The sequence below is a fragment of the Burkholderia sp. BCC1638 genome (assembly GCF_902833195.1).
In the GTDB taxonomy this organism is placed as follows: Bacteria; Pseudomonadota; Gammaproteobacteria; order Burkholderiales; family Burkholderiaceae; genus Burkholderia; species Burkholderia diffusa.
In genome coordinates this window covers 305,596-326,088 of sequence record NZ_CADFEC010000002.1, presented here as the reverse complement: position 1 = coordinate 326,088, position 20,493 = coordinate 305,596, and the positions used below count along the sequence as shown (strand labels likewise).

Genomic DNA, 20,493 nt, shown 5'->3' with positions numbered 1-20,493 from the left:
AAACCGGTTCTCAAATACCAGGATAGGCCTGGCGCGGAGTTGCGCGCGCTGCGAACCGGTGTGCTGCGCGGCACATTGCATCGGCCGCGGCCGAGAGGCGGATTGGCGATCCGGCGCGGTTGCGATGCCCGGAAAACTGGTTCAGCAAGAACCGGGCCTGTTTGTTGCCGTACTCCAGCGGGCACGTATTGTAACTGAATCGCAAGCGGGCGCCGTATCGGGTCGATCCCCGTCGGCTGCGCCAATATCTAGAAAATATAACGCGCAAATCGCGAAAAAGCGATGACGGCGAAACCCTGCCCGGAAAAGGCACCGCGCAAGCGCCGCGGCCGCCCCGGAAGGCGGCCGCATGGAAGGCGCGCAACGCCGGCCCGAAGGCTCAGGCGAGGCAGGCGTCGAGGCCGTCGGTGATCAGGTCCTGCGGCAAGTCGACGCCGATGAACACCATCTTGTTGGTCTTCTTCTCGACCGGCAGCCACTTCGCGGCGAGGTCGCTGCCCATCATCTGGTGCACGCCCTGGAACACGACCTTGCGGTCGACGCCCTTCATGTACAGCACGCCCTTGTAGCGCAGCATCCGTTCGCCGTAGATCTGCAGGATGCCGCCGAGGAAGTCTTCCAGCTTGTTCGGGTCGAACGGGCGGTCGTTGCGATACACGAACGACTTGATCTTGTCGTCGTGATGCGCGTGGTGGTGGCCGTGGTCGTGATCGTGCGCGCATTGACCGTGATCGTGGTCGCAATGCGCGTGATCGTGATCATGGTCGTGATCGTGGTGATGGTGCGCGTGGTCGTCCTCGGCGAGGAAGTCCGGGTCGATCTCGAGCTTCGCGTTCAGGTTGAAGCCGCGCAGGTCGAAGATTTCCTTGATGTCGGCATCGCCGAAGTTCACGATCTTGATCGTCGCCTTCGGGTTCATGTGCATCAGGCGGTGCTTGAGCGCCGCGACGGTCTGGTCGTCGACCAGGTCCGACTTCGTGACGAACAGGCGATCGGCGAAGCCGACCTGGCGCTGCACCACTTCGTGTTCGTCGAGTTGCGCGTCCGCATGCTTCGCGTCGACCAGCGTGATGACCGCGTCGAGCAGGAAATCGTCGGCGATCTCGCTGTCGATGAAGAAGGTCTGCGCGACGGGGCCCGGGTTCGCGAGGCCGGTGGTCTCGATCACGATGCGGTCGAAGTCGAGCTTGCCTTCGCGCTTCTTCGCGGCCAGATCGCCGAGCGCGCGCGCGAGGTCGCCGCGGATCGTGCAGCAGATGCAGCCGTTGCTCATCTGGATGATCTGCTCGTTCGTATCCTGGACGAGGATCTCGTTGTCGATGTTCTCTTCGCCGAACTCGTTCTCGATCACGGCGATCTTCATGCCGTGCTGTTCGTTCAGGATGCGCTTGAGCAGCGTCGTCTTGCCGCTGCCGAGGAAGCCGGTGAGGATGGTGACGGGAGTGGCCATGTCGGTCGCCTGTGGTTCGTGAATCGGGGTCAAAACCAGGATGTGTGCGTCGCGCCGTCGACTCGCGAGCCGGGGCGCACAACCATCCATTGAAACATACCTGTCAAGCCCTCGCCCGTCGTCCGGACGACAGGCTCGAGCGCGGAGCCGCCAGCGGGGCGGGCCGGCGGACGCGGGTGTGCGCGTAGATCGGGGCGGTCAGACGATTTGCAACAGCAGGCCCTTCAGATATTCGCCTTCCGGGAACGCGGCGAGCAGCGGATGATCGACGCCCGCGCCGAGCCGCTTCAGGATCCGCGCGTCGACCTTCGCGTCGGCGGCCGCGCCCGCGACGATCTTCTGGAACAGGTCCATGTCGATCGCGCCCGAGCACGAATACGTGAACAGCAGGCCGCCCGGGCGCAGCAGCCTGAAGCCGCTCAGGTTGATGTCCTTGTAGGCGCGTGATGCACGGTCGACGCTGTCGCGGGTCGGCGCGAACTTCGGCGGATCGAGCACGATCAGGTCGAAGCGCTCGCCTTCGTCGACGAGGCGGCGCAGCGTCTTGAACGCGTCCGCGTCGAGCCAGGTCGCGCGCCCGGCATCGAAGCCGTTCGCGACGACGTTCTGCTGCGCGAGCGCGAGCGCGTCTCCCGACGAGTCGATCGACACGACACGGTTCGCGCCGCCCTTGAGCGCCGCGAGCGAGAAGCCGCCCGTGTAGCAGAAGCAGTTGAGCACGTCGCGGCCGGCCGCGTATTGCGCGACGAGCGCGCGGTTGTCGCGCTGGTCGACGTAGAAGCCTGTCTTGTGGCCGTTCGGCACGTCGACGTGATAACGCACGCCGTTTTCGTTCGCGATCAGCGTCGCGGGCGGCGCGTCGCCGGCGAGCACGCCGGTCGTCTGCGCGAGCCCTTCCTTGTCGCGGATCGACACGTCCGAGCGTTCGTACACGTTCGGGCAGCCGGTCGCGCCGCTGAGCGCCGCGACGATCGCGTCCTTCCACGCCTCGACGCCCGCGGCCATGAACTGGCACACGAGCTGGCCGCGCGGCGCGGCGCCCGGCTCGGCCGTGTCCGCGACGTAGTAGTCGACGATCAGCCCCGGCAGCCCGTCGGCTTCGCCGAACACGAGCCGCACCGCGCCCGTGCCCGACACCATCGTCGTGCGGTGCGCGACCGCGCGCTGCACGCGGCGCTTGAAGAACGCGTGATCGATCGGCTCGTTCTCGTCGAAGCTCCACACGCGCACGCGGATCTGCGACTGCGGGCTGTACGCGCCGCGCGCGAGGAAGCGGCCGTCGTGCGCGCGCACGATCACGGTCGCGCCGGGCGCGGGCGTGCCGTCGACGCGGTCGATCGCATTGGCATAGATCCACGGATGCCGGCGCAGCAGCGATTTTTCCTTGGACGGTCTGAGTGTGACGGTTTGCATGATCGGATCGAAATGGGCCGCGGACGGCGCCGGCCGTGGCCGGCCGCCATGCGCGGCGGGGAGGGCGGGGGCGCGCGTCAGTCGCGCTTCTTCGCGCGCGGATGTGCGCTGTCGTAAATTTTCGCGAGATGCTGGAAGTCGAGCGACGTGTAGACCTGCGTCGCGGCGACGCTCGCGTGGCCCAGCAGTTCCTGCACCGCGCGCAGGTCGCCGCTCGACTGCAGCACGTGCGTCGCGAACGAATGGCGCAGCACGTGCGGGTGGACGTTGGCGGGGATGCCCGCTGCCAGCGCCGCGCGCTTCACGCGGTCGCGCACGACGCCCGGCGCCATCCGGTTGCCGCGCACGGACACGAACAGCGGATGCGGATCGTGCTTCACGAATTCGCCGCGCACCGCGAGCCACGCGTTCAGCGCCTCGATCGCCTTGCGGCCGACCGGCACCTTGCGTTCCTTGTTGCCCTTGCCGCGCACGGTGACTTCGGCTTCGGCGAGATCGAGCCAGCCGGCCGAGCGGTAGCCGTCCGCCTGCGTGTACATGACGTCGAGGCCGACCAGTTCGGCGAGGCGCAGCCCGGACGAATAGAACAGCTCGAGGATCGCGTGATCGCGGATGCCTTCGGTCGTGCCGGCGAGCGGCGCGTCCATCAATGCCGATGCGTCGTCGACCGACAGCGCCTTCGGCAGGGTCTTCGGTCGCTTCGGCGCACGCACCGCGGCGACGGGGTTCGCGGGCATCTCGATGCGCTGCGCGAGCCAGCGGTAGAACGCACGCCATGCGGACAGCCGGTGCGCGATCGAGCGCGCGGACAGCCCGCCCGCATGCGCGCGCGCGACCGCGCCGCGCATGTCGGCGGCCGTCAGCGCGTCGAGCGGGCGGCCGGCGGCGAGCTTCTTCAGTTCGTCGAGTTCGTGCGTGTATGCGCGCAGCGTGTGTTCCGACAGCTGCCTGACGTGCTTCAGGTTCGACAGGTAGGCGGCGATCGGATCGTCGGTCATGGGAGCGGGATCAGTGCGGCAGCAGGCGCGTGAGCGCGGCGCTCGCGAGCGTCGCGATCTGCGCGAGGAAGTCGGTCGCCATCCCGTCGTGGAAGCGGCGCGGATCGGGCGAGCCGAGCACCAGCAGGCCGAATGCGGGGGCGTCGGTGCCGCCGAGCGGCGCGCGCAGCGCGAGCAGCGCGACCGACGTGGCCGCGCCGTCGCCGGCCGGCGCGGCTTCAGCGCCTTCCGCCGCATTCACGGCCGGCGCCGCGAGCGCGGGCGCGAGCCACTGGGCGGCTTCGAATCCGGTGTTCGCGCCGCAGTACGGCGTCGACAGCCCGTTCGTGAACAGGCGCACTTCCTCGCCGACCTGGCGCGCGAAATCGGCTTGCGCGTAAGTGTCGGCGACGTCCCACACGCGCAGCGCGGTCTGCGGCACGTCGAACACGTCGGCGATGCCTTCGGCGATCGTGCGCGGCAGCGCGTACGGGTCGCGTTCCGCGATCACGCGCGCGGTCCAGCGGCTGAATTTCGCGGACAGGCTGTCGTTTTCGTGGCCGTAGCGCACGAGCTCGGCGAGCCGGCGCTCGAGATGCTTGTTCTTGTCGCGCAGCATCTCCATCTGCCGCTCCTGCAGCGAGATCGCGGCCTTGCCGTGCGGGTTCGCGAGACGGATCGTCGCGAGCAGTTCCGCGTGTTGCGCGAAGAATTCGGGATTGGCGAGCAGGTAGTCGGCGACTTCGCGATCGTTCATGTGGCTGGAGCGTTCAGTTATCAGGACGTTGAAGGGTCAGACGTTCAGGTCGATCTCGCCTTCGAACACGGTCGCGGCGGGCCCGGCCATCATCAGCGCGGCGGTTTCGTCGCGCGCGCCGTCCCAGCTGATCGTCAGCGTGCCGCCGTGCGTGTGCACGGTCACCGGCGAATCGAGCAGGCCGCGCCGGATGCCGGCCGCCACCGCCGCGCACGCACCGGTGCCGCACGCGAGCGTCTCGCCCGCGCCGCGCTCGTACACGCGCAGCTTCACTTCGTTGCGCGACACGATCTGCATGAAACCGGCATTCACGCGCTGCGGGAAGCGGGCGTGAAGCTCGATCAACGGGCCTTCGTCGAGCACCGGATACGCTTCGGCGTCGTCGACGACCTGCACCGCGTGCGGGTTGCCCATCGACACCGTCGAGATCCAGCGCGTGTGGCCGCCGACGTCGAGCGGCCACAGCGTGTCGTTGCCTTCGGTCCGGCCATCGAGCCCCGAGGCGTCGAACGGCACCTGCGCCGGCGCGAACACGGGCGCGCCCATGTCGACGACGACTTCGCCGTCGTCCTGCATCGTCAGCGTGATCAGGCCCTTCATCACTTGCACGCGCACGCTGCGCTTGTCGGTCAGGCCGCGGTCGCTGACGAACTTCACGAAGCAGCGTGCGCCGTTGCCGCAATGTTCGACTTCGCCACCGTCGCAATTGAAGATCCGGTACTTGAAGTCCGCGCCGTCGACGGTCGGTTTCTCGACGAGCAGCAACTGGTCGGCGCCGATGCCGAAGTGTCGGTTGGCGAGCGCGCGAACCTGCGCCTCGGTGAGCGGCGGCAGCGCGCGCGAATAGCCGTCGAGCACGACGAAGTCGTTACCCGCGCCGTGCATTTTGGTGAACGAGAGTTTCACTGGGTCCGGAATTCCATGGCGAACAGGGCGGTCGGCACGGCGGACGCGGCGTGCCGCCAGGGCGGGCGGCGTCGTTCGTCGTGCTGATCTCAACCGCAAATGATACATGCAGCCGACAGGGGCGTCCTGCGCGGGCGGGGCGTCATTCGGATGGCCGGGCGAGGAAAGCGGCGGGAGGGCGGATCCGTGGCTCGCGCAGCAGTCGGCCCACGATTTTCTGGCAGGCGCGCGCGAAAGGCGCGCCGAAGGCGGCACGGGTGCGGGCGCGCATCTGACGGGGCGCCCGCGGGTTCGGCTCAGTAGAGGCTCGGCTCGCCGGGCGGGCGCGTCTTGAAGCGCTTGTGCACCCAGTAATACTGCTCCGGCATCAGCGGAATCTGCTCCTCGAGGAATTCGTTCATCCGCCGCGCGTCGAGATCGTCGTCGCCGGTCGGGTAGTTGTCCCACGGCTTGAACACCTTCAGCCGGTATCCCTTGTAGTTCGGCAGCACCTCGCCGATGAACGGCACGACCTGCGCGCGGCCCGTCTTCGCGAGCCGGCCCACGGCCGTCAACGTGCACGCCGGCACGCCGAAGAAGGGTACGAACGTCGAATTGCGCAGACCGTAGTCCATGTCGGCGCCGAGCATCACCGGCTTGCGGTCGCGCAGCCAGCGCAGCACGACGCGCGCGCTGTCCGCGCGGCCGACCATCTCGGCGTCGAAACGCCCGCGGGCCTGCTTCGCCTCTTCCTCGAGCACGGCATTCGAGAACGGCTGGTACAGCGACCCGCAGCGGCGCTGCAGCGACCGGTTCAGCCAGATCGAGCCGGCCTCGATGCCGACGAAATGCAGGCCCAGGAACAGCGTCGGGGGCAGATCCGGATCGGTGAGATCGACCGCGCTGTCGACCTGGATCAGCTTCGCGAGCTTGCGCTCGGAGCCGAACCACTGGACGCTGCGCTCGACGTAGCTGCGGATCGCGTGGCGGAAGTGCTGGCCCGCCACTTCCTCGCGCCGTTCGTCGCTCCAGTCGGGGAAGCAGAGTTTCAGATTGGTATGTACGATGCGCTTTCGCCGGCTGGGAATCTGGTACAGCAGCCAGCCGAGGCCGTCGCCGAACCGTGCGGTCAAGCCGTACGGCAGCAGGGCGAGCAGCTTCAGCAAGCCGATGGCGAGGTGCGTGCCGAGGCGGCCTAGCATGCGGAATCTCCGTGGGGCCGGCTGGCCGGCACGTTGCGAACAGGGGGGTAGGACAGCGGACGATGCAGCACGGGTGGCGCTCTGTGACAATTCACGAAAGCCGCTATAATACGGGCTTCGCCGAGTTAACTGACAACTTGCGGGGCGAAGCCGGCTGGCGCGAAGCGCGCTGCCCGGTCCTGGTAATCCGCTAAAGCGTCGCCGCTTCAGGCCCAACGAAGCTGGCTACGTGAAACCAACCGTAACCACACAGGAGCCTGAAAAAGTGGCAAACGATTATCTCTTCACGTCCGAATCCGTCTCCGAAGGCCATCCGGACAAGGTCGCGGACCAAATCTCGGACGCGATTCTCGACGCCATCCTCGAGCAGGACAAATATTCGCGCGTTGCAGCCGAAACGCTGTGCAACACGGGTCTCGTCGTTCTGGCCGGTGAAATCACCACGACGGCCAACATCGACTACATCCAGATCGCGCGCGACACCATCAAGCGCATCGGCTACGACAACACCGACTACGGCATCGACTACAAGGGTTGCGCGGTGCTCGTCGCGTACGACAAGCAGTCGCCGGACATCGCGCAGGGCGTCGACCGTGCGCATGACGACAACCTCGATCAAGGCGCGGGCGACCAGGGCCTGATGTTCGGTTACGCATGCGATGAAACGCCGGAACTGATGCCGCTGCCGATCCACCTGTCGCACCGTCTCGTCGAGCGCCAGGCGAGCCTGCGCCGCGACGGCCGCCTGCAGTGGCTGCGCCCGGACGCGAAGTCGCAGGTGACGATCCGCTACGTCGACGGCAAGCCCGATTCGATCGACACCGTCGTGCTGTCGACGCAGCACGCACCGGACATCGAACTGCCGGCGCTGCGCGAAGCCGTGATCGAGGAAATCATCAAGCCGACGCTGCCGGCCGACCTGATCAAGGGCGACATCAAGTTCCTGGTGAACCCGACCGGCCGGTTCGTGATCGGCGGCCCGCAGGGCGACTGCGGTCTGACGGGCCGCAAGATCATCGTCGATACCTACGGCGGTGCCGCACCGCACGGCGGCGGCGCGTTCTCGGGCAAGGATCCGTCGAAGGTCGACCGTTCGGCAGCGTATGCCGGCCGTTACGTCGCGAAGAACATCGTCGCGGCAGGCCTCGCATCGCGCGCGCTGATCCAGGTGTCGTACGCGATCGGCGTCGCCGAGCCGACCTCGGTGATGGTCAACACGTTCGGCACGGGCCGCGTGTCGGATGCGGTGATCACGAAGCTCGTGCGCGAGCATTTCGACCTGCGTCCGAAGGGCATCATCAAGATGCTCGACCTGCTGCGCCCGATCTACGAGAAGACGGCAGCTTACGGCCACTTCGGCCGCGAAGAGCCGGAATTCTCGTGGGAAGCGACCGACAAGGCGCTCGCACTGGCCGAAGCGGCCGGCGTGGAGCCGACGGCACGCGTCGCGTAAGCGTCGTCCGCCCGAAACGAAAAACCCCGGCATGCCGGGGTTTTTTTATGCGCGTCGATCGCCGGCGGGATGACGGCGTCGCGGCGATCGTGGCGGGCGCTGCCCGCCGGCGCGGCTTCAGCGTGCGCTGAAGCCGAACCAGCCGTTGCTGGCCGCGAGGCGGCGCGGGCGGTTGATGCGGCGCTGCGGGCCCAGCGTGCGGCGCAGCGCGAGCGCGCGCAGCGACGACGGTTTCTGCAGCAGCGAGCGCAGGCCGGCGCGGCGTGCGAACGCCTGCGCGCTCATCATCGAGAAGAACGCGTGGAACCAGGCACGGATGCCGTCCAGCCGGCTGTGCGCGTGCGTGTGCTCGGCGAGCGCCTGCGTGCGTGCGCGATGATGGCGCAGCGGGCGGGCGGGAGCGGACGGCGCGACGCGTTTCGCAGTGCGGTTGAGACGGGAAGTCAGACGGAATGGCATGTGAACGATGCTTCGCTTGTATGAATGGCGCCCTTGAAAAGCGCACTGGTATGAACGGCCTCGGAAGGCGCAACGGATCTTAACGAAAGTCGTTGCGCGCCGCGCCCGCCAGAATTGACAGGCCGCGACAGGCTACAAGGGATTCATGACGTGCAAAAGTCGCGATAAACCCTTGTGCCGCAAGCGTGTGGCTGCATACCGCCTGTCGCTGAGGCTCGCGCCGCGCCGCACAGTTCCCTTGCGCCAGATCAAATCGACGATTGGCATGCCCCTGCGTACGACAATGGCGCTGTTCGCGGCATCCGGCGCCGATTTACAATCGTCACATTCACACGATAAACGTCTGGCATCCCATGTCGTCTCCATTGCAGTCGGAATCGATCCGCGCGCAAGTCGCGGAATTGCGCGAACGCGGTTTCGTCGTCGCGCGCGGCCTCGTCGACGAGGCGCAGTGTGCGGCGCTCAAGCAAATCGCGGTGCGCCAGTTGCAGGAAGCGGCGGAGCCGATCGAGTTCGAGGCGGATTTGCGCTACCCGGGCGCGCCCGAATCGAAGCATGCGCCGGGCGGGCATACGGTGCGGCGGCTGCTGGATGCCTACACGCGCGATCCGGCGTTCGCCGCGCGCGCGATCGCGCCCGAAATCGGCGCGTGGATGCGCGAGTACTTCGGCGAACAGCCGGTGCTGTCGCGCGCGCATCACAACTGCATGATGACGAAGCACCCCGCGTACGGCAGCCTGACGGGCTGGCATCGCGACTTCCGCTATTGGTCGTTCGAACGCGCGGACATGGTGTCGGTGTGGCTCGCGCTCGGTCCGGAAACGAATGAAAACGGTGCGCTCTGGCTGGTGCCGGGTTCGCATACGGCCGAATTCGGGCCGGAAGCGTTCGACGACGCGAAGTTCTTCCGCAGCGATCTGCCGGAAAACCGCAAGATGATCGACGCGGCAACCTGCCCGTCGCTCCAGACGGGCGACGTCGTGTTCTTCCACTGCAACACGCTGCATTCGGCGGGGCAGAACCGCTCCGACCAGGTGAAGTTCTCGCTCGTCTATACGTACCACGGCGTGAGCAACCGGCCGATGCCGGGCACGCGTTCGGCGGCGAAGCCGGAAGTGCAGTTCTAACGGCGGTTCGGGCGGCGGCGCAGCCGCGCCGGTTGTCCGATGCGGCGCTGCGGCCGCGCGGGCGGATGAACAAACGGGCGGCCTGGGCCGCCCGTTGCGTTTCGTGCAGCCCGCTCGTGCGATGCGGGCCGCCGGCGTGCGTCGCGCGGCCGCGCGATCAGCGCTTGTTGCCCGGCATCGCGAGGCCGATCAGGCCGATCAGCGATGCGACGGCGCCGCCGGCGATCAGCAGGATCGTCTTCGTGGCGGGCGAGCCGGTGAAGAAGCGCGACACGTTGTCGTTGATCGAATGGAACGACTGGCCGCCGAAATACAGCAGCACGACGCCGCCGACGAGCAGCGCAACCGAGATGACCCGGGACATACCAACCTCGCTGTAACGGTGATTCGAGACGCCGCAGTGTAGGCGACGCACGCGGTCGCGTCCATGGTCGTGCGCGCTTCGGCCACGTTCGATACCATAACCGTCGTACGTTTCCCTCGCCGCCGGCGCGCGATGTTCGCGCGCGGCGCGCGTCCCATCCCCGACGTCTTCACGGAACCGACTCATGGCCTACGAAGCAGCTTCCGAACGTTATGCCGACATGCAATACCGCACCTGCGGCAAATCCGGGCTCAAACTGCCCGCCCTGTCGCTCGGCCTGTGGCACAACTTTGGCGACTCGACGCCGATCGCGACGCAGCGCGACATCCTGCGCACCGCGTTCGACCTCGGCATCAATCACTTCGACCTCGCGAACAACTACGGGCCGCCGTACGGCAGCGCCGAAACCAACTTCGGCCGGCTGCTGAAGGAAGATTTCCGGCCATACCGTGACGAGCTACTGATCTCGACGAAGGCCGGCTGGGACATGTGGCCGGGGCCGTACGGCAGCGGCGGCGGGTCGCGCAAGTACGTGCTCGCGAGCCTCGACCAGAGCCTGCAGCGGATGGGGCTCGACTACGTCGACATCTTCTATTCGCACCGCTTCGACGCGCACACTCCGCTCGAGGAAACCGCCGGCGCACTCGCATCGGCCGTGCAGCAGGGCAAGGCGCTGTACATCGGCATTTCGTCGTACTCGGCCGCGAAGACGCGCGAGATGGCCGAACTGCTCGCGCAATACAAGGTGCCGCTGCTGATCCACCAGCCGTCATACAACATGCTGAACCGCTGGGTCGAGCAGGATCTGCTTGGCACGCTCGACGACATCGGCACGGGCAGCATCGCGTTCACGCCGCTCGCGCAGGGGCTGCTGACGTCGAAATACCTGAGCGGCGTGCCGGCCGATGCGCGCGTGAACAAGCCGGGCGGCGGCTCGCTGAAGCAGGATCACCTGAGCGCGGACAACCTCGAGCACGTGCGCAAGCTCAACGGCATCGCGGAGCGGCGCGGGCAGAGCCTCGCGCAGATGGCGCTCGCATGGGTGTTGCGCAATGGCCGCGTGACGTCCGCGCTGATCGGCGCGAGCCGTGCGGAGCAGGTGCGTGAAAACGTCGGCGCGCTGAAGAATCTCGAATTCTCGGCCGACGAGCTCGCGGAGATCGATCGCTACGCGACCGAGGGCGGCATCAATCTGTGGGAAAAACCGTCCACCGATCAGGCAATCTGATCGGCATCAAGGAAAGTCGATACGGGATGCGAATCATTGCATGCCGTATCGCTGTGCACGCACACAAGCGGTTACGTCGCCGCGATGCGGCGGCGTGACCGGCGCGCGCCAACGCGTCGCTAGAGCAGCGCGGGCAGGCCTTCGACGAGCAATACCGCCACGCCGACGCCGAGGATGACGCCGAGCACGCGCAGCAGGTTGTGACGGAATTCGGTTGCGCACGGCACCGCGCCGAGAAATAGCGCGCCGGCCAGCGCCATCGGAATCAACAGGATGAAGTCGCCGATCGTGAAGTAGGTCGTCATGCGTGTCTCCATAGCCGGCTGGAACAGGCGCACACGCGTCTTCCAGCCCCATGCCGGGCATTTCTCGTATTGGGCCGACCCCATTGCGAACGGGGCCGGCAGTTCGAGTATAGGCAACCTCGCTGCGTTTTTCGCTATCCGAACCATTAAAAGTATGCGGAAAACCCCGGGGATTCCGCACTTTTCCGGTAAGTCGGACGAATGCCTTGCACCATTCTTTCCCGCTCCTTTCGGTTCGCGCTGAAACGTCGGACATGTTCGATACGGGCCGTCGCACCCGCAGGCGCGGCGGCCCGTCCGTCTACGCGCGATCGGGTCGCGCGCGAACGGCCGGCGTGCGGAACACGAGCGCGAGCCCCGCGACGATCGCGCCCATGCCGGCGAGCGCGAGCGGTTCAGGCCGGTTGCCGAGCCAGACCGCGTCCATCAGCGTGGTGACGACGGGCACGAGATAGAACAGGCTCGTCACGTTGACGAGATCGCCGCGTTGCATCAACCGGTAGAACAGCAACTGCGCGATCACCGAGATCACGATACCGAGCCACAGCAGCGGGACGATGAACGCCCAGCCGACCTCGACCGAGATCGGCCGGAACGGCAGGATCGCCACGCACAGCGCGAGGCCGATCGCGTTCTGCAGCGGCAACACGTCGGCGGGCGCCGCGCGCACGCGCTTTTGCAGCAGCGAGCCGGCGGTCAGCGCGACGAGCGCCGTGAGCGCGCAGGCGACGCTTATGATCGGCAGGCCCGCACCGCCCACGCCGCGGCACACGACGAGCGCGAGACCGGCCAGCGACAGCCCGAGCCCCGCGACGCGCATCGGTTGCCAGCGCCGCTCGACGATCGCGAGCGTGAGGATCGGCTGCACGCCGAGGATCGTCGCCAGCACGCCCGGCGCGATCCCGCGCTCGAGCGCGAGCAGATAGAAGATCGAATAGCCGCCCATCATCAGCAGGCCGGTCAGCGCGGCCATGCGCCGCTCGCCGCGCGGCGGCAGCCAGCGTCCGCGCATGACGGCCGGCACGAGCAGCACGAGTGACGCGAGCGCGAAGCGTGCGGTGAGAAAGGCGAACGCGGATGCGTGACGCAGACCGAGTTCAGCGAAGATCGCGCCGCTGCTCCACAGCAAGACGAAGAGCGACGTTACGCCATGCGCGGCGAGCGCGCGTTTGAACGAAACCATGTGAATCCACCTGTCGAACGGATCGAAACATTCCACGTCGCGCGCGCGGGAACGCGCCGTGCGTCATGGCGCACGAACGGCCGCAAACGGGCGAAGGGAAAACGGAAACCGAAAGCCGGCTGGTCAGCCGACGCGTGCCGCCGGCGGGGGCGGCGCGGCGCCGACGAACGGCGGTGCGACAGGAGGAGGGAGGACCGACGGATGCGCGCACGCCTGCGGCCGCGAGTCGAACTGCGGCCGGGAATTTGCGAGAGCGGACGTGAGCGGTTGCATCGTGTCGAAATGCGCTTGAACGCGAATGAACGTCAAAGGTAACGCAGGGCGGCCGCCTGATGCAACCACGGCCGGCGGGAGGCCGGTGCCGTGCGTGTGGCCGGATTCGGCGGACGGTCACATTCGACAGGGTATGATGGGGGTATCCGCCCGTGCAAGCGCACGCGCGGCGCAGTGGTTGATTGGAGACATTCGACGAATTCGCGGCACTTCGCCTGCTTCTTCTTCTTTTCGCGCTTCGATAAACCGTGAACAATGGGATCACGCGCAACACCCCGACGAGGGCGGCGCGGATCGTGCATTTGCCGGCTCGCCAGCGAGCCGGGTTTCAAGTTTCAAGAGTGGGGAACCATCATGCATGTCGGGTCGATTGTCTGCACTACCCATATCGCGGTGCCCAAGGGCGCGCGCGGCATCGTTCAGCGTGTTCTGGGCGACATGGCCATGGTGACCTGGTACGCGGGCGTGCCGGGCGAGTCGAAGGAACTCAACACCGAGCCGTTCTTTCTCGAGGACCTGATCGACACCGGCGAATCCGTGCTGCCGGCCGGCGCCGCGATCCACTGAGCGCGCGTGCCGCACCGGACGCTCGTGTTTCGGCGCGGCTGACGGCACAATGCGGGGCATGAAAGACGTCACTTCCGCCCCCGCAGCTCCCGCCGGCCCGCCGTTCGCCGGCCTCACGCCCGAGTGCGTGCTCGACGCGCTCGACAGCGTGCTGATGCCGACCGGGCTGCGCACCGACGGGCGCCTGCTCGCCCTCAACAGCTACGAAAACCGCGTCTACCAGGTCGGCATCGAGGACGGCCCGCCCGTCGTCGCGAAGTTCTACCGGCCCGCGCGCTGGTCGGACGAAGCGATCCTGGAAGAGCACGCGTTCGTCGCCGAACTCGCCGCGCGCGAGATTCCGGCGGTGCCCGCGCGCGTTATCGACGGCCGCACGCTGCACGCGTTCGACGGCTTCCGCTTCTCGATCTTCGAGCGGCGCGGCGGCCGCGCGCCCGACCTCGACCGCAGCGACACGCTCGAATGGCTCGGCCGCTTCATCGGCCGGATTCACGCGGTCGGCGCGACGCAGCCGTATGTCGCGCGTCCCGTGCTCGACATCCGCACGTTCGGCTACGAGCCGCGCGACTATCTGCTCGCGCACGATTTCATTCCTGACGACGTACGGCCCGCCTACGAGACGGCGGTGACGCTCGCGCTGGAAGGCGTCGAGGCCGCGTTCGAGCGGGCGGGCGAGATCCGTCTGCTGCGCACGCATGGCGACTGTCATCCGAGCAACGTGCTATGGACCGATGCGGGCCCGCATTTCGTCGACTTCGACGACAGCCGGATGGCGCCCGCGGTCCAGGATCTGTGGCTGCTGCTGCCCGGCGATCGCGAAGGCGCGTCGCGCGCGCTCGCGGATTTGCTCGCCGGTTATGAGGACTTCTGCGAATTCGAGCCGCGTGAACTGCATCTGGTCGAAGCGCTGCGCACGCTGCGCTTGATCCACTACGCGGCATGGCTCGCACGCCGATGGGACGATCCGGCGTTTCCGGCCGCGTTCCCGTGGTTCAACACGCATCGCTATTGGGAAGCACGCGTGCTCGAACTGCGCGAGCAGATCGGCGCGATGCAGGAAGGGCCGCTCTGGCCCGTGTGACGGCGCGCGCGGCAACGTCGCCGCGCGACATGTTCGGGCGGACCGACGCGCAACGCGCGTGGCCCGCGCCGCTCAGAACTTCAACATCATCCGGATCACCGCGGCGAAGCGCTTGCCGTAAGGCGGCGCGATCAGCCCGCGGGTATTCAGGCGCGCCTGCGTGAGCACGGGCTTCATCTTCGAGAACGTCACGAAGCCGTCGTAGCCGTGATACGCGCCCATCCCGCTCGCGCCGACGCCGCCGAACGGCAAACTGCCGCACGCGATGTGCAGCAACGCATCGTTGACCGTCACGCCGCCGGAGATCGTTTCGCGCATCACGCGGTCGACCGTGCCGCCATCCTCATCGAACAGATACAGCGCGAGCGGTCGCGGGCGCGCGTTCACGTACGCGATCGCTTCGTCGAGCCGCTCGTACGGCACGAGCGGCAGCAGCGGCCCGAAGATCTCCTCCTGCATCAGCTGCGACGCGGCCGGCACGTGCGTGACCGCGCACGGCACGAAGCGGCGCGACGCGGGATCGGACGGCGCGTCCGATAGCGGATGCAGTTGCGCGCCGGCGGCCTGCGCGTCGGTCGCGAGCTGTTGCAGCCGGGCGTAATGGCGCGGCGACACGATCGTCGTGTAGTCGCCGTTGGTCGACAGGTCCGGATACAGCTTCGCGAAGCGCGCGCGTGCACGCTCGATGAACGCGGCTTCCATTCCGCGCGGCAGCAGCACGTAGTCGGGCGCGATGCAGGTCTGGCCCGCGTTCAGCGTCTTGCCGCCGATGATCGCGTCGACGGCCGCGTCGAAGCGTGCATTCGGGCCGACGATGGCCGGCGACTTGCCGCCGAGCTCGAGCGTGACCGGGGTGAGATTGTCGGCCGCGGCGCGCATCACGTGGCGGCCGACGTGCGTCGAGCCGGTGAACAGCAGATGATCGAACGGCAGCGCGCTGAACGCGGCGCCGACCTCCGCATCGCCGTTCACGACGGCGACGTGGTCGCGCGAGAAGGCCTTCGCGATCAGCTGTTCGAACAGCGCCGACGTGCGCGGCGTCAGTTCGGACATCTTGACGATCGCGCGGTTGCCGGCCGCGAGCGCGCAGATCAGCGGGCCGGCCGCGAGCAGGATCGGATAGTTCCACGGTACGACGATGCCGACCACGCCGAGCGGCTGCGGCAGCACCTTCGCGCGCGCCGGCCTCAGCCACTTGTTCATCGGCCTGCGGATCGGCTTCATCCAGCGCTTGCCGTGCCTGAGCGCGTCGTCGATCTCTTCCTTCGCCATCCAGATTTCCGACAGCAGCACTTCCTGCTTCGCGCGATGCCCGAAGTCGGCACTGATCGCATCGGCGAGCGCATCGGCGTGATCGATCAGCATCGTGCGCAGCGCGCGCAGGTGCTGCGCGCGGGTGTCCCACTCCGGGTACGGCGCGCGCAGGTAGGCCGCGCGCTGGTCGCGCAGCAGCGACGTCAAGGCATCGACCGACGGCAGCGCTTGCGGGGCCAGTTCGGGCAAATCGTTCTTCATGTCGTCTCCTCCAGTTGGGCGTGGCACGTCGGCCAGCAGTCAGGCCGCACGTGCCCGCTCGGCGAGCGTGGCGGGGCGGGTCGGGATGGCGCGCGTCGCGCGGCATGGGGCCGGATGCGAGGCACGGGCGAAAACAGGGTGCAGCGTGCGGCAAGCGTCGCATCCGCGCGACGGTGGTCGTGTCCGAAAACGGGATTGCACGGCGAGCGCGTACGGCCGGATGCGATATCCAACCGGTGTGCGATCGCGCGCGGCGGGCACTTGCCGGCGCACCGAAGCAGGGCAGTGCGATGCGCGCGGCGACGCACGCATCGGCAGGGCGTGCGGCTCATGCGACGAGCCGTCCAAACGGTCGGCGATACGTGGCGTCGTTCGATTTCGACCGGCCGCGCGCACGGTGTTGCACGTCACCGTCCGGGCATCCGTTTGAAATGAAATGCGGGCCGCGCGCGGTGCGTCCGGACAACCCGGTCGGCACGCGGCCTGCAGAACGTCGCGCTGCATCGTCGTCTCCCCAGTTTCGCGACGGCGCGGCTTCTGGCGGCCGATGCATCGCGTCGCATCAATCGATACATCTTAAATTTAGTTCACGCGGGCGTTTAGAGGAATCGCTCTTGAATCGGCGTGCCGCGCGCGCGACGGCCATTCCTACAATGCCCGAACATTACAAGCGGGAGCCGGCCGCGCCGGGCGCCGTTCATGACACGAAGGAGACGTGACATGCAATACGACTACATCATCGTCGGCGGAGGGTCGGGCGGTTCGAGCCTCGCCAGCCGCCTCGCCGATGCATGCCCCGACGCGACGATCGCGTTGATCGAGGCCGGCTCGCACACGGAGCGCAACCTGCTCGTCAACATGCCGGTGGGAATCGCGGCGCTCGTGCCGTTCAAGCTCGGCACGAATTACGGTTACGAGACGGTGCCGCAGCCGGGCCTCGGCGGCCGCCGAGGCTATCAGCCGCGCGGGCGCGGAATGGGCGGCTCGAGCGCGATCAACGCGATGATCTACACGCGCGGCCACCCGGGCGACTACGACGAATGGGCGCAACTCGGCGCGACGGGCTGGGGCTGGCAGGACGTGCTGCCGTATTTCCGCCGCGCGGAAGGCAACGCGCGCGGCGCCGATGCATGGCACGGCGCGGACGGCCCGCTGACGGTGTCCGATCTGCGCTTTCGCAATCCGTTCTCCGAACGATTCATCCAGGCGGCGCACGCGGCCGGCTATCCGCTCAACAACGACTTCAACGGCGCGACGCAGGAAGGCGTCGGCTTTTATCAGGTCACGCATCGCGACGGCTCGCGCTGCAGCGTCGCGCGTGCGTACATCTACGACCGCGACCGGCCGAACCTGCACGTGATCACCGATGCGACGGTGCTGCGCGTGGGCTTCGACGGCAAGCGCGCGGTCGGTGTCGTGGTGTCGCGCGACGGACGCGTCGAGACGCTCGGCGCACGCGCGGAAGTGATCCTGTCGGCCGGCGCGTTCAATTCGCCGCAACTGCTGATGTGCTCGGGGATCGGTCCGGCGGAACAGCTGCGACGGCACGGGATCGCCGTCGTGCAGGACGCGCCGGACGTCGGCACCAACCTGATCGACCACATCGACTTCATCATCAACACGCGCGTGACTTCGTCGGAGCTGGTCGGCGTCTGCCTGCGCGGGATCGCGAAGATGACGCCGGCGCTCGCGCGCTACTTTTCGAGCCGCACGGGGATGATGACGAGCAACGTCGCGGAGGCCGGCGGCTTCATCAAGAGCGACCCGTCGCTCGATCGTCCGGACCTGCAGCTGCATTTCTGCACGGCGCTCGTCGACGATCACAACCGCAAGATGCACTGGGGCTTCGGCTATTCGCTGCACGTGTGCGCGCTGCGCCCATTCAGCCGCGGCACGGTCGCGCTGGCGAGCGGCGATACGCGCGACGCACCGCTGATCGATCCGCGCTTCTTCAGCGATACGCGCGATCTCGACCTGCTCGTGCGCGGCGCGCAGGCGATGCGCCGGATCCTGTCGCAGGCGCCGCTCGCGTCGCAGGGCGGGCGCGAGCTGTACACGCGGGCGGATCAAAGCGAAGCCGAGTTGCGCGCGACGATCGTCGCGCATGCCGACACGATCTATCACCCGGTCGGCACCTGCCGGATGGGCTCGGATGCGCGCGCGGTCGTGGATCCGCAACTGCGCGTGCGGGGCGTCGAAGGGCTGCGGGTGGTGGATGCGTCGGTGATGCCGACGCTGATCGGCGGCAACACGAATGCGCCGTCGGTGATGATCGGCGAGCGCGCGGCGGACTTCATCGTCGCGACGCGCCGGGGCGGCGGCGTGCCGCGCAACGAGGCGGCCGCGGCGGCGCACGGCCGCTGAGCGGCGCGCACCGGCACGCGACCGACGCGATGCTCAGGCGAACGTATCGACGAGGCCCGCGCGGCTCACGGTTGCGCCGGCCGCTGCGGATTGCGCGGCGTCGACCGGTGCGTCGACGGCTGACGATCCGGCGCGCGCGCGCGGTGACGGCCGGCCGCCGGCGAAGCTTTGCTGCGGGTTCTGCTGCTGCGACGCGAAGCCGCCATCGCTGACGCTCGCGCTGCCCAGGCCGAGCCCGCCCGCTTCCATCGCTTCACGCAGTTTCGGCAGCGCGGCTTCCACCGCGTCGCGCACCTGCGCGTGCTGCGACACGAACAGCGCGTGCGCGTGGTTGTCCGCGACGCGCAGCACGACCTGCAGCGGGCCGAGGTCCGGCGGGTTCAGCGTCAGCTCGGCGCTCTGCTGGTGCGCATTCGACAGGAACACGACCTTCTGGCTCAGCGCATCGGTCCAGTCGGCGGTGCCGACGTGCGGCGCCAGCGCGTGTGCGTTGGCCGCGGCGATCGAGCTGGCGGCGGGCGATGCCTGGAGGTTCGCCTGTGCGGCTGCCGCAGCCGTCGCGGCGGCGGCGACCGTCGCGTCGACGGCCGGGCTGGCGGTTTCTTCGGCGGCCGCGAACGCATGCTGCGCAGCGGGTTGGGCCGTTGCGCCGGCCTGCAGCGCCGGCGCGGTGGCCTGCGCGGGCGCCTGCTGCGTCGCGAGCGCGCCTTTCGCGTCGGCGAGCGTGCGGTCGAAGGTCGGGACTTTCGGCGTCGGCTGTGCGGCGGTGGCCGATGCGGACGTCGCCGCCGCGGGCGCTGTCGCTGTCGCGGCCGTGCCCGACGCGGGCATCGCGATGGCGCCCGCGCCGCCGGTCAGCTTCTGGAGTGCCGCCTGCAGCGTGTCGCGACCCGACACCGGCACGGCAGGTTCGGCGGCCGCATCCTTGCTTGCGTGATTCGTCAGCGCGGCCGTCGCGTCGGGCTGGCCGGACACGGCCGTCGCTGTCGTGGCGGCGGCGGTGGCAGCGGTATCGGCATTGGCCGGCGCCGCGTCGTTCGCGCGCGCCTGCAGTTGCGCCTGCACGGCGGCTGCCGCGGCGAGCGCGGCAGCGTCGGGATTGAGTGTCGCGCTGGCGTCTTCGGTCGACGGGTCGTCGTCGCGGTCGGCGGACTTCGTGCCGGCGGCGGATGTCGACGACGCCTGTTTCGTCGAGGCGTCCGGCTTGTCGGCGGTTGCCGCGTCGTGCCGCGTGACGACGCTTTGCTTCAGCGTCTGCGCGAACGGCATGGCGGCCGGCCCGCTTGCGGCATCGTTGCCGGCGGACTTGGCGGAGGCGGACGAACCCGCGTCGCGGATCGCCTTGAGTGCGGTGCCGGCGGTGTCGAGCAGCACGCCGAGCAGGGGCAGGGGAGGCATGACGATTCTCTCGTTCGAAAGCGGTGAGCGGTTACGCCGAACGGGCCGCATCGGCCCGCATGCGCAGGATCTTCGCGGCGTGTTCGTCGGCGTCGCGCTGTTCGCGCTTCGCCGTACGCTGGGCTTCCTGCGCGACGCCGCGCGCCTGCAGGATTTCGTATGAACCGACGGTGCGTTTCTTCTGTTGCCAGTTGGGACGCGCCTCGTCGATGCGGACTTCGGCCGCGGCCAGCACGTTGCGCTGCTGCACGATTGCCGCGTCGAGCGTATCGATGAACGCCTGGAAGTTGCGCCAGTTGCCGGCCGGCATCCCGTGTTGCGCGGACTGCGCGAAGCGCGCGTGATACTCGTCGCGATAGCGCAGCAACGCATCGAGCTGGTCGGCGGCCGCGGTGCGGTCGCGCTGCGCGGTGCCGAGCTGCTTCGCGGCCGTGTCGAGATCTTCCTGCGCGCGGTCGAGCAGCAGTTGAAGGGGAAAGCCGTGTGCCATCG

The 20,493-nt window shown here is 68.1% G+C and carries 19 protein-coding genes; 6 read left to right on the top strand and 13 right to left on the bottom strand.

What is annotated here, in order from left to right; all coding sequences use genetic code 11:
* Positions 1-379: 379 nt before the first annotated feature.
* From HWX22_RS03340 to lpxL, 6 genes are all read right to left on the bottom strand, one after another.
* Entirely contained in the window at positions 380-1,450 is a 1,071-nt protein-coding gene (locus HWX22_RS03340; RefSeq protein ID WP_059819945.1) for a GTP-binding protein, read from the bottom strand.
* Between the two features lie 198 nt (positions 1,451-1,648).
* Complete coding sequence (locus HWX22_RS03335) at positions 1,649-2,863, bottom strand: class I SAM-dependent rRNA methyltransferase (RefSeq protein ID WP_059819944.1); 1,215 nt, start codon at positions 2,861-2,863, stop codon at positions 1,649-1,651.
* Between the two features lie 77 nt (positions 2,864-2,940).
* The gene (gene xerC / locus HWX22_RS03330; RefSeq protein WP_059534976.1) at positions 2,941-3,861 is read right to left on the bottom strand and encodes a tyrosine recombinase XerC; all 921 of its coding nucleotides are present in this window, start codon (positions 3,859-3,861) and stop codon (positions 2,941-2,943) included.
* 10 nt (positions 3,862-3,871) lie between these two features.
* The gene (locus HWX22_RS03325) at positions 3,872-4,597 is read right to left on the bottom strand and encodes a DUF484 family protein (protein WP_059534978.1); all 726 of its coding nucleotides are present in this window, start codon (positions 4,595-4,597) and stop codon (positions 3,872-3,874) included.
* A 36-nt stretch (positions 4,598-4,633) separates the two neighbouring features.
* Positions 4,634-5,503, bottom strand: a complete 870-nt coding sequence (gene dapF, locus HWX22_RS03320) for a diaminopimelate epimerase (protein ID WP_175911133.1) — start codon at positions 5,501-5,503, stop codon at positions 4,634-4,636.
* A 296-nt stretch (positions 5,504-5,799) separates the two neighbouring features.
* Complete coding sequence (gene lpxL, locus HWX22_RS03315; RefSeq protein ID WP_059534982.1) at positions 5,800-6,684, bottom strand: lauroyl acyltransferase LpxL; 885 nt, start codon at positions 6,682-6,684, stop codon at positions 5,800-5,802.
* A gap of 265 nt (positions 6,685-6,949) precedes the next feature.
* On the opposite strand from lpxL, the gene metK reads away from it, so the two are divergent.
* The gene (gene metK / locus HWX22_RS03310; RefSeq protein WP_043184698.1) at positions 6,950-8,137 is read left to right on the top strand and encodes a methionine adenosyltransferase; all 1,188 of its coding nucleotides are present in this window, start codon (positions 6,950-6,952) and stop codon (positions 8,135-8,137) included.
* Between the two features lie 117 nt (positions 8,138-8,254).
* On the opposite strand, the gene HWX22_RS03305 is transcribed toward metK, so the two are convergent.
* On the bottom strand, positions 8,255-8,596 hold the full coding sequence (locus tag HWX22_RS03305) for a hypothetical protein (protein ID WP_059819942.1): 342 nt from the start codon (positions 8,594-8,596) through the stop codon (positions 8,255-8,257).
* A 353-nt stretch (positions 8,597-8,949) separates the two neighbouring features.
* On the opposite strand from HWX22_RS03305, the gene HWX22_RS03300 reads away from it, so the two are divergent.
* Positions 8,950-9,723 carry a phytanoyl-CoA dioxygenase family protein gene (locus HWX22_RS03300; RefSeq protein WP_175915036.1) on the top strand — a complete coding sequence of 258 codons (774 nt, stop codon included), beginning with the start codon at positions 8,950-8,952 and terminating at the stop codon, positions 9,721-9,723.
* Between the two features lie 157 nt (positions 9,724-9,880).
* Here the strand turns inward: HWX22_RS03300 and HWX22_RS03295 are convergent, their stop codons facing one another.
* Entirely contained in the window at positions 9,881-10,087 is a 207-nt protein-coding gene (locus tag HWX22_RS03295; RefSeq protein WP_059534988.1) for a DUF3185 family protein, read from the bottom strand.
* A gap of 184 nt (positions 10,088-10,271) precedes the next feature.
* Between HWX22_RS03295 and mgrA the strand changes: the two genes are divergently transcribed.
* Positions 10,272-11,315 (top strand): L-glyceraldehyde 3-phosphate reductase, encoded by a 1,044-nt coding sequence (mgrA, locus tag HWX22_RS03290; protein WP_175915035.1) that lies wholly within the window; start codon positions 10,272-10,274, stop codon positions 11,313-11,315.
* Between the two features lie 119 nt (positions 11,316-11,434).
* Here mgrA and HWX22_RS03285 read toward each other — a convergent pair whose 3' ends face one another.
* On the bottom strand, positions 11,435-11,620 hold the full coding sequence (locus tag HWX22_RS03285; RefSeq protein WP_014895742.1) for a hypothetical protein: 186 nt from the start codon (positions 11,618-11,620) through the stop codon (positions 11,435-11,437).
* A 301-nt stretch (positions 11,621-11,921) separates the two neighbouring features.
* Positions 11,922-12,803: a DMT family transporter gene (locus HWX22_RS03280; RefSeq protein WP_175915034.1), complete on the bottom strand. Its 882-nt coding sequence runs from the start codon at positions 12,801-12,803 to the stop codon at positions 11,922-11,924.
* 627 nt (positions 12,804-13,430) lie between these two features.
* Here HWX22_RS03280 and HWX22_RS03275 point away from each other — a divergent pair.
* A complete protein-coding gene (locus HWX22_RS03275) occupies positions 13,431-13,643 on the top strand; it encodes a hypothetical protein (protein ID WP_011886311.1) in 213 nt (70 codons plus the stop codon).
* A gap of 49 nt (positions 13,644-13,692) precedes the next feature.
* Entirely contained in the window at positions 13,693-14,724 is a 1,032-nt protein-coding gene (locus HWX22_RS03270) for a serine/threonine protein kinase (protein ID WP_175911126.1), read from the top strand.
* A gap of 72 nt (positions 14,725-14,796) precedes the next feature.
* Here HWX22_RS03270 and HWX22_RS03265 read toward each other — a convergent pair whose 3' ends face one another.
* Complete coding sequence (locus HWX22_RS03265; protein WP_175911124.1) at positions 14,797-16,239, bottom strand: coniferyl aldehyde dehydrogenase; 1,443 nt, start codon at positions 16,237-16,239, stop codon at positions 14,797-14,799.
* Positions 16,240-16,959: 720 nt separating this feature from the next.
* Here HWX22_RS03265 and HWX22_RS03260 point away from each other — a divergent pair.
* Entirely contained in the window at positions 16,960-18,603 is a 1,644-nt protein-coding gene (locus HWX22_RS03260) for a GMC family oxidoreductase N-terminal domain-containing protein (RefSeq protein ID WP_175915033.1), read from the top strand.
* A gap of 33 nt (positions 18,604-18,636) precedes the next feature.
* Here the strand turns inward: HWX22_RS03260 and HWX22_RS03255 are convergent, their stop codons facing one another.
* Together HWX22_RS03255 and fliJ are read right to left on the bottom strand one after the other, a co-directional pair.
* Complete coding sequence (locus HWX22_RS03255; RefSeq protein WP_175915032.1) at positions 18,637-20,001, bottom strand: flagellar hook-length control protein FliK; 1,365 nt, start codon at positions 19,999-20,001, stop codon at positions 18,637-18,639.
* 31 nt (positions 20,002-20,032) lie between these two features.
* Positions 20,033-20,491: a flagellar export protein FliJ gene (gene fliJ, locus HWX22_RS03250; protein ID WP_059607431.1), complete on the bottom strand. Its 459-nt coding sequence runs from the start codon at positions 20,489-20,491 to the stop codon at positions 20,033-20,035.
* Positions 20,492-20,493 lie beyond the last annotated feature (2 nt).

What these genes read in the sequence shown, in the direction of transcription:
- HWX22_RS03340 (WP_059819945.1), bottom strand. Translation starts at nt 1,450, where the DNA reads ATGGCCACTCCCGTCACCATCCTCACCGGCTTCCTCGGCAGCGGCAAG.
- HWX22_RS03335 (WP_059819944.1), bottom strand. Translation starts at nt 2,863, where the DNA reads ATGCAAACCGTCACACTCAGACCGTCCAAGGAAAAATCGCTGCTGCGC.
- xerC (WP_059534976.1), bottom strand. Translation starts at nt 3,861, where the DNA reads ATGACCGACGATCCGATCGCCGCCTACCTGTCGAACCTGAAGCACGTC.
- HWX22_RS03325 (WP_059534978.1), bottom strand. Translation starts at nt 4,597, where the DNA reads ATGAACGATCGCGAAGTCGCCGACTACCTGCTCGCCAATCCCGAATTC.
- lpxL (WP_059534982.1), bottom strand. Translation starts at nt 6,684, where the DNA reads ATGCTAGGCCGCCTCGGCACGCACCTCGCCATCGGCTTGCTGAAGCTG.
- HWX22_RS03305 (WP_059819942.1), bottom strand. Translation starts at nt 8,596, where the DNA reads ATGCCATTCCGTCTGACTTCCCGTCTCAACCGCACTGCGAAACGCGTC.
- HWX22_RS03300 (WP_175915036.1), top strand. Translation starts at nt 8,950, where the DNA reads ATGTCGTCTCCATTGCAGTCGGAATCGATCCGCGCGCAAGTCGCGGAA.
- HWX22_RS03295 (WP_059534988.1), bottom strand. Translation starts at nt 10,087, where the DNA reads ATGTCCCGGGTCATCTCGGTTGCGCTGCTCGTCGGCGGCGTCGTGCTG.
- mgrA (WP_175915035.1), top strand. Translation starts at nt 10,272, where the DNA reads ATGGCCTACGAAGCAGCTTCCGAACGTTATGCCGACATGCAATACCGC.
- HWX22_RS03285 (WP_014895742.1), bottom strand. Translation starts at nt 11,620, where the DNA reads ATGACGACCTACTTCACGATCGGCGACTTCATCCTGTTGATTCCGATG.
- HWX22_RS03280 (WP_175915034.1), bottom strand. Translation starts at nt 12,803, where the DNA reads ATGGTTTCGTTCAAACGCGCGCTCGCCGCGCATGGCGTAACGTCGCTC.
- HWX22_RS03275 (WP_011886311.1), top strand. Translation starts at nt 13,431, where the DNA reads ATGCATGTCGGGTCGATTGTCTGCACTACCCATATCGCGGTGCCCAAG.
- HWX22_RS03270 (WP_175911126.1), top strand. Translation starts at nt 13,693, where the DNA reads ATGCGGGGCATGAAAGACGTCACTTCCGCCCCCGCAGCTCCCGCCGGC.
- HWX22_RS03265 (WP_175911124.1), bottom strand. Translation starts at nt 16,239, where the DNA reads ATGAAGAACGATTTGCCCGAACTGGCCCCGCAAGCGCTGCCGTCGGTC.
- HWX22_RS03260 (WP_175915033.1), top strand. Translation starts at nt 16,960, where the DNA reads ATGCAATACGACTACATCATCGTCGGCGGAGGGTCGGGCGGTTCGAGC.
- HWX22_RS03255 (WP_175915032.1), bottom strand. Translation starts at nt 20,001, where the DNA reads ATGCCTCCCCTGCCCCTGCTCGGCGTGCTGCTCGACACCGCCGGCACC.
- fliJ (WP_059607431.1), bottom strand. Translation starts at nt 20,491, where the DNA reads ATGGCACACGGCTTTCCCCTTCAACTGCTGCTCGACCGCGCGCAGGAA.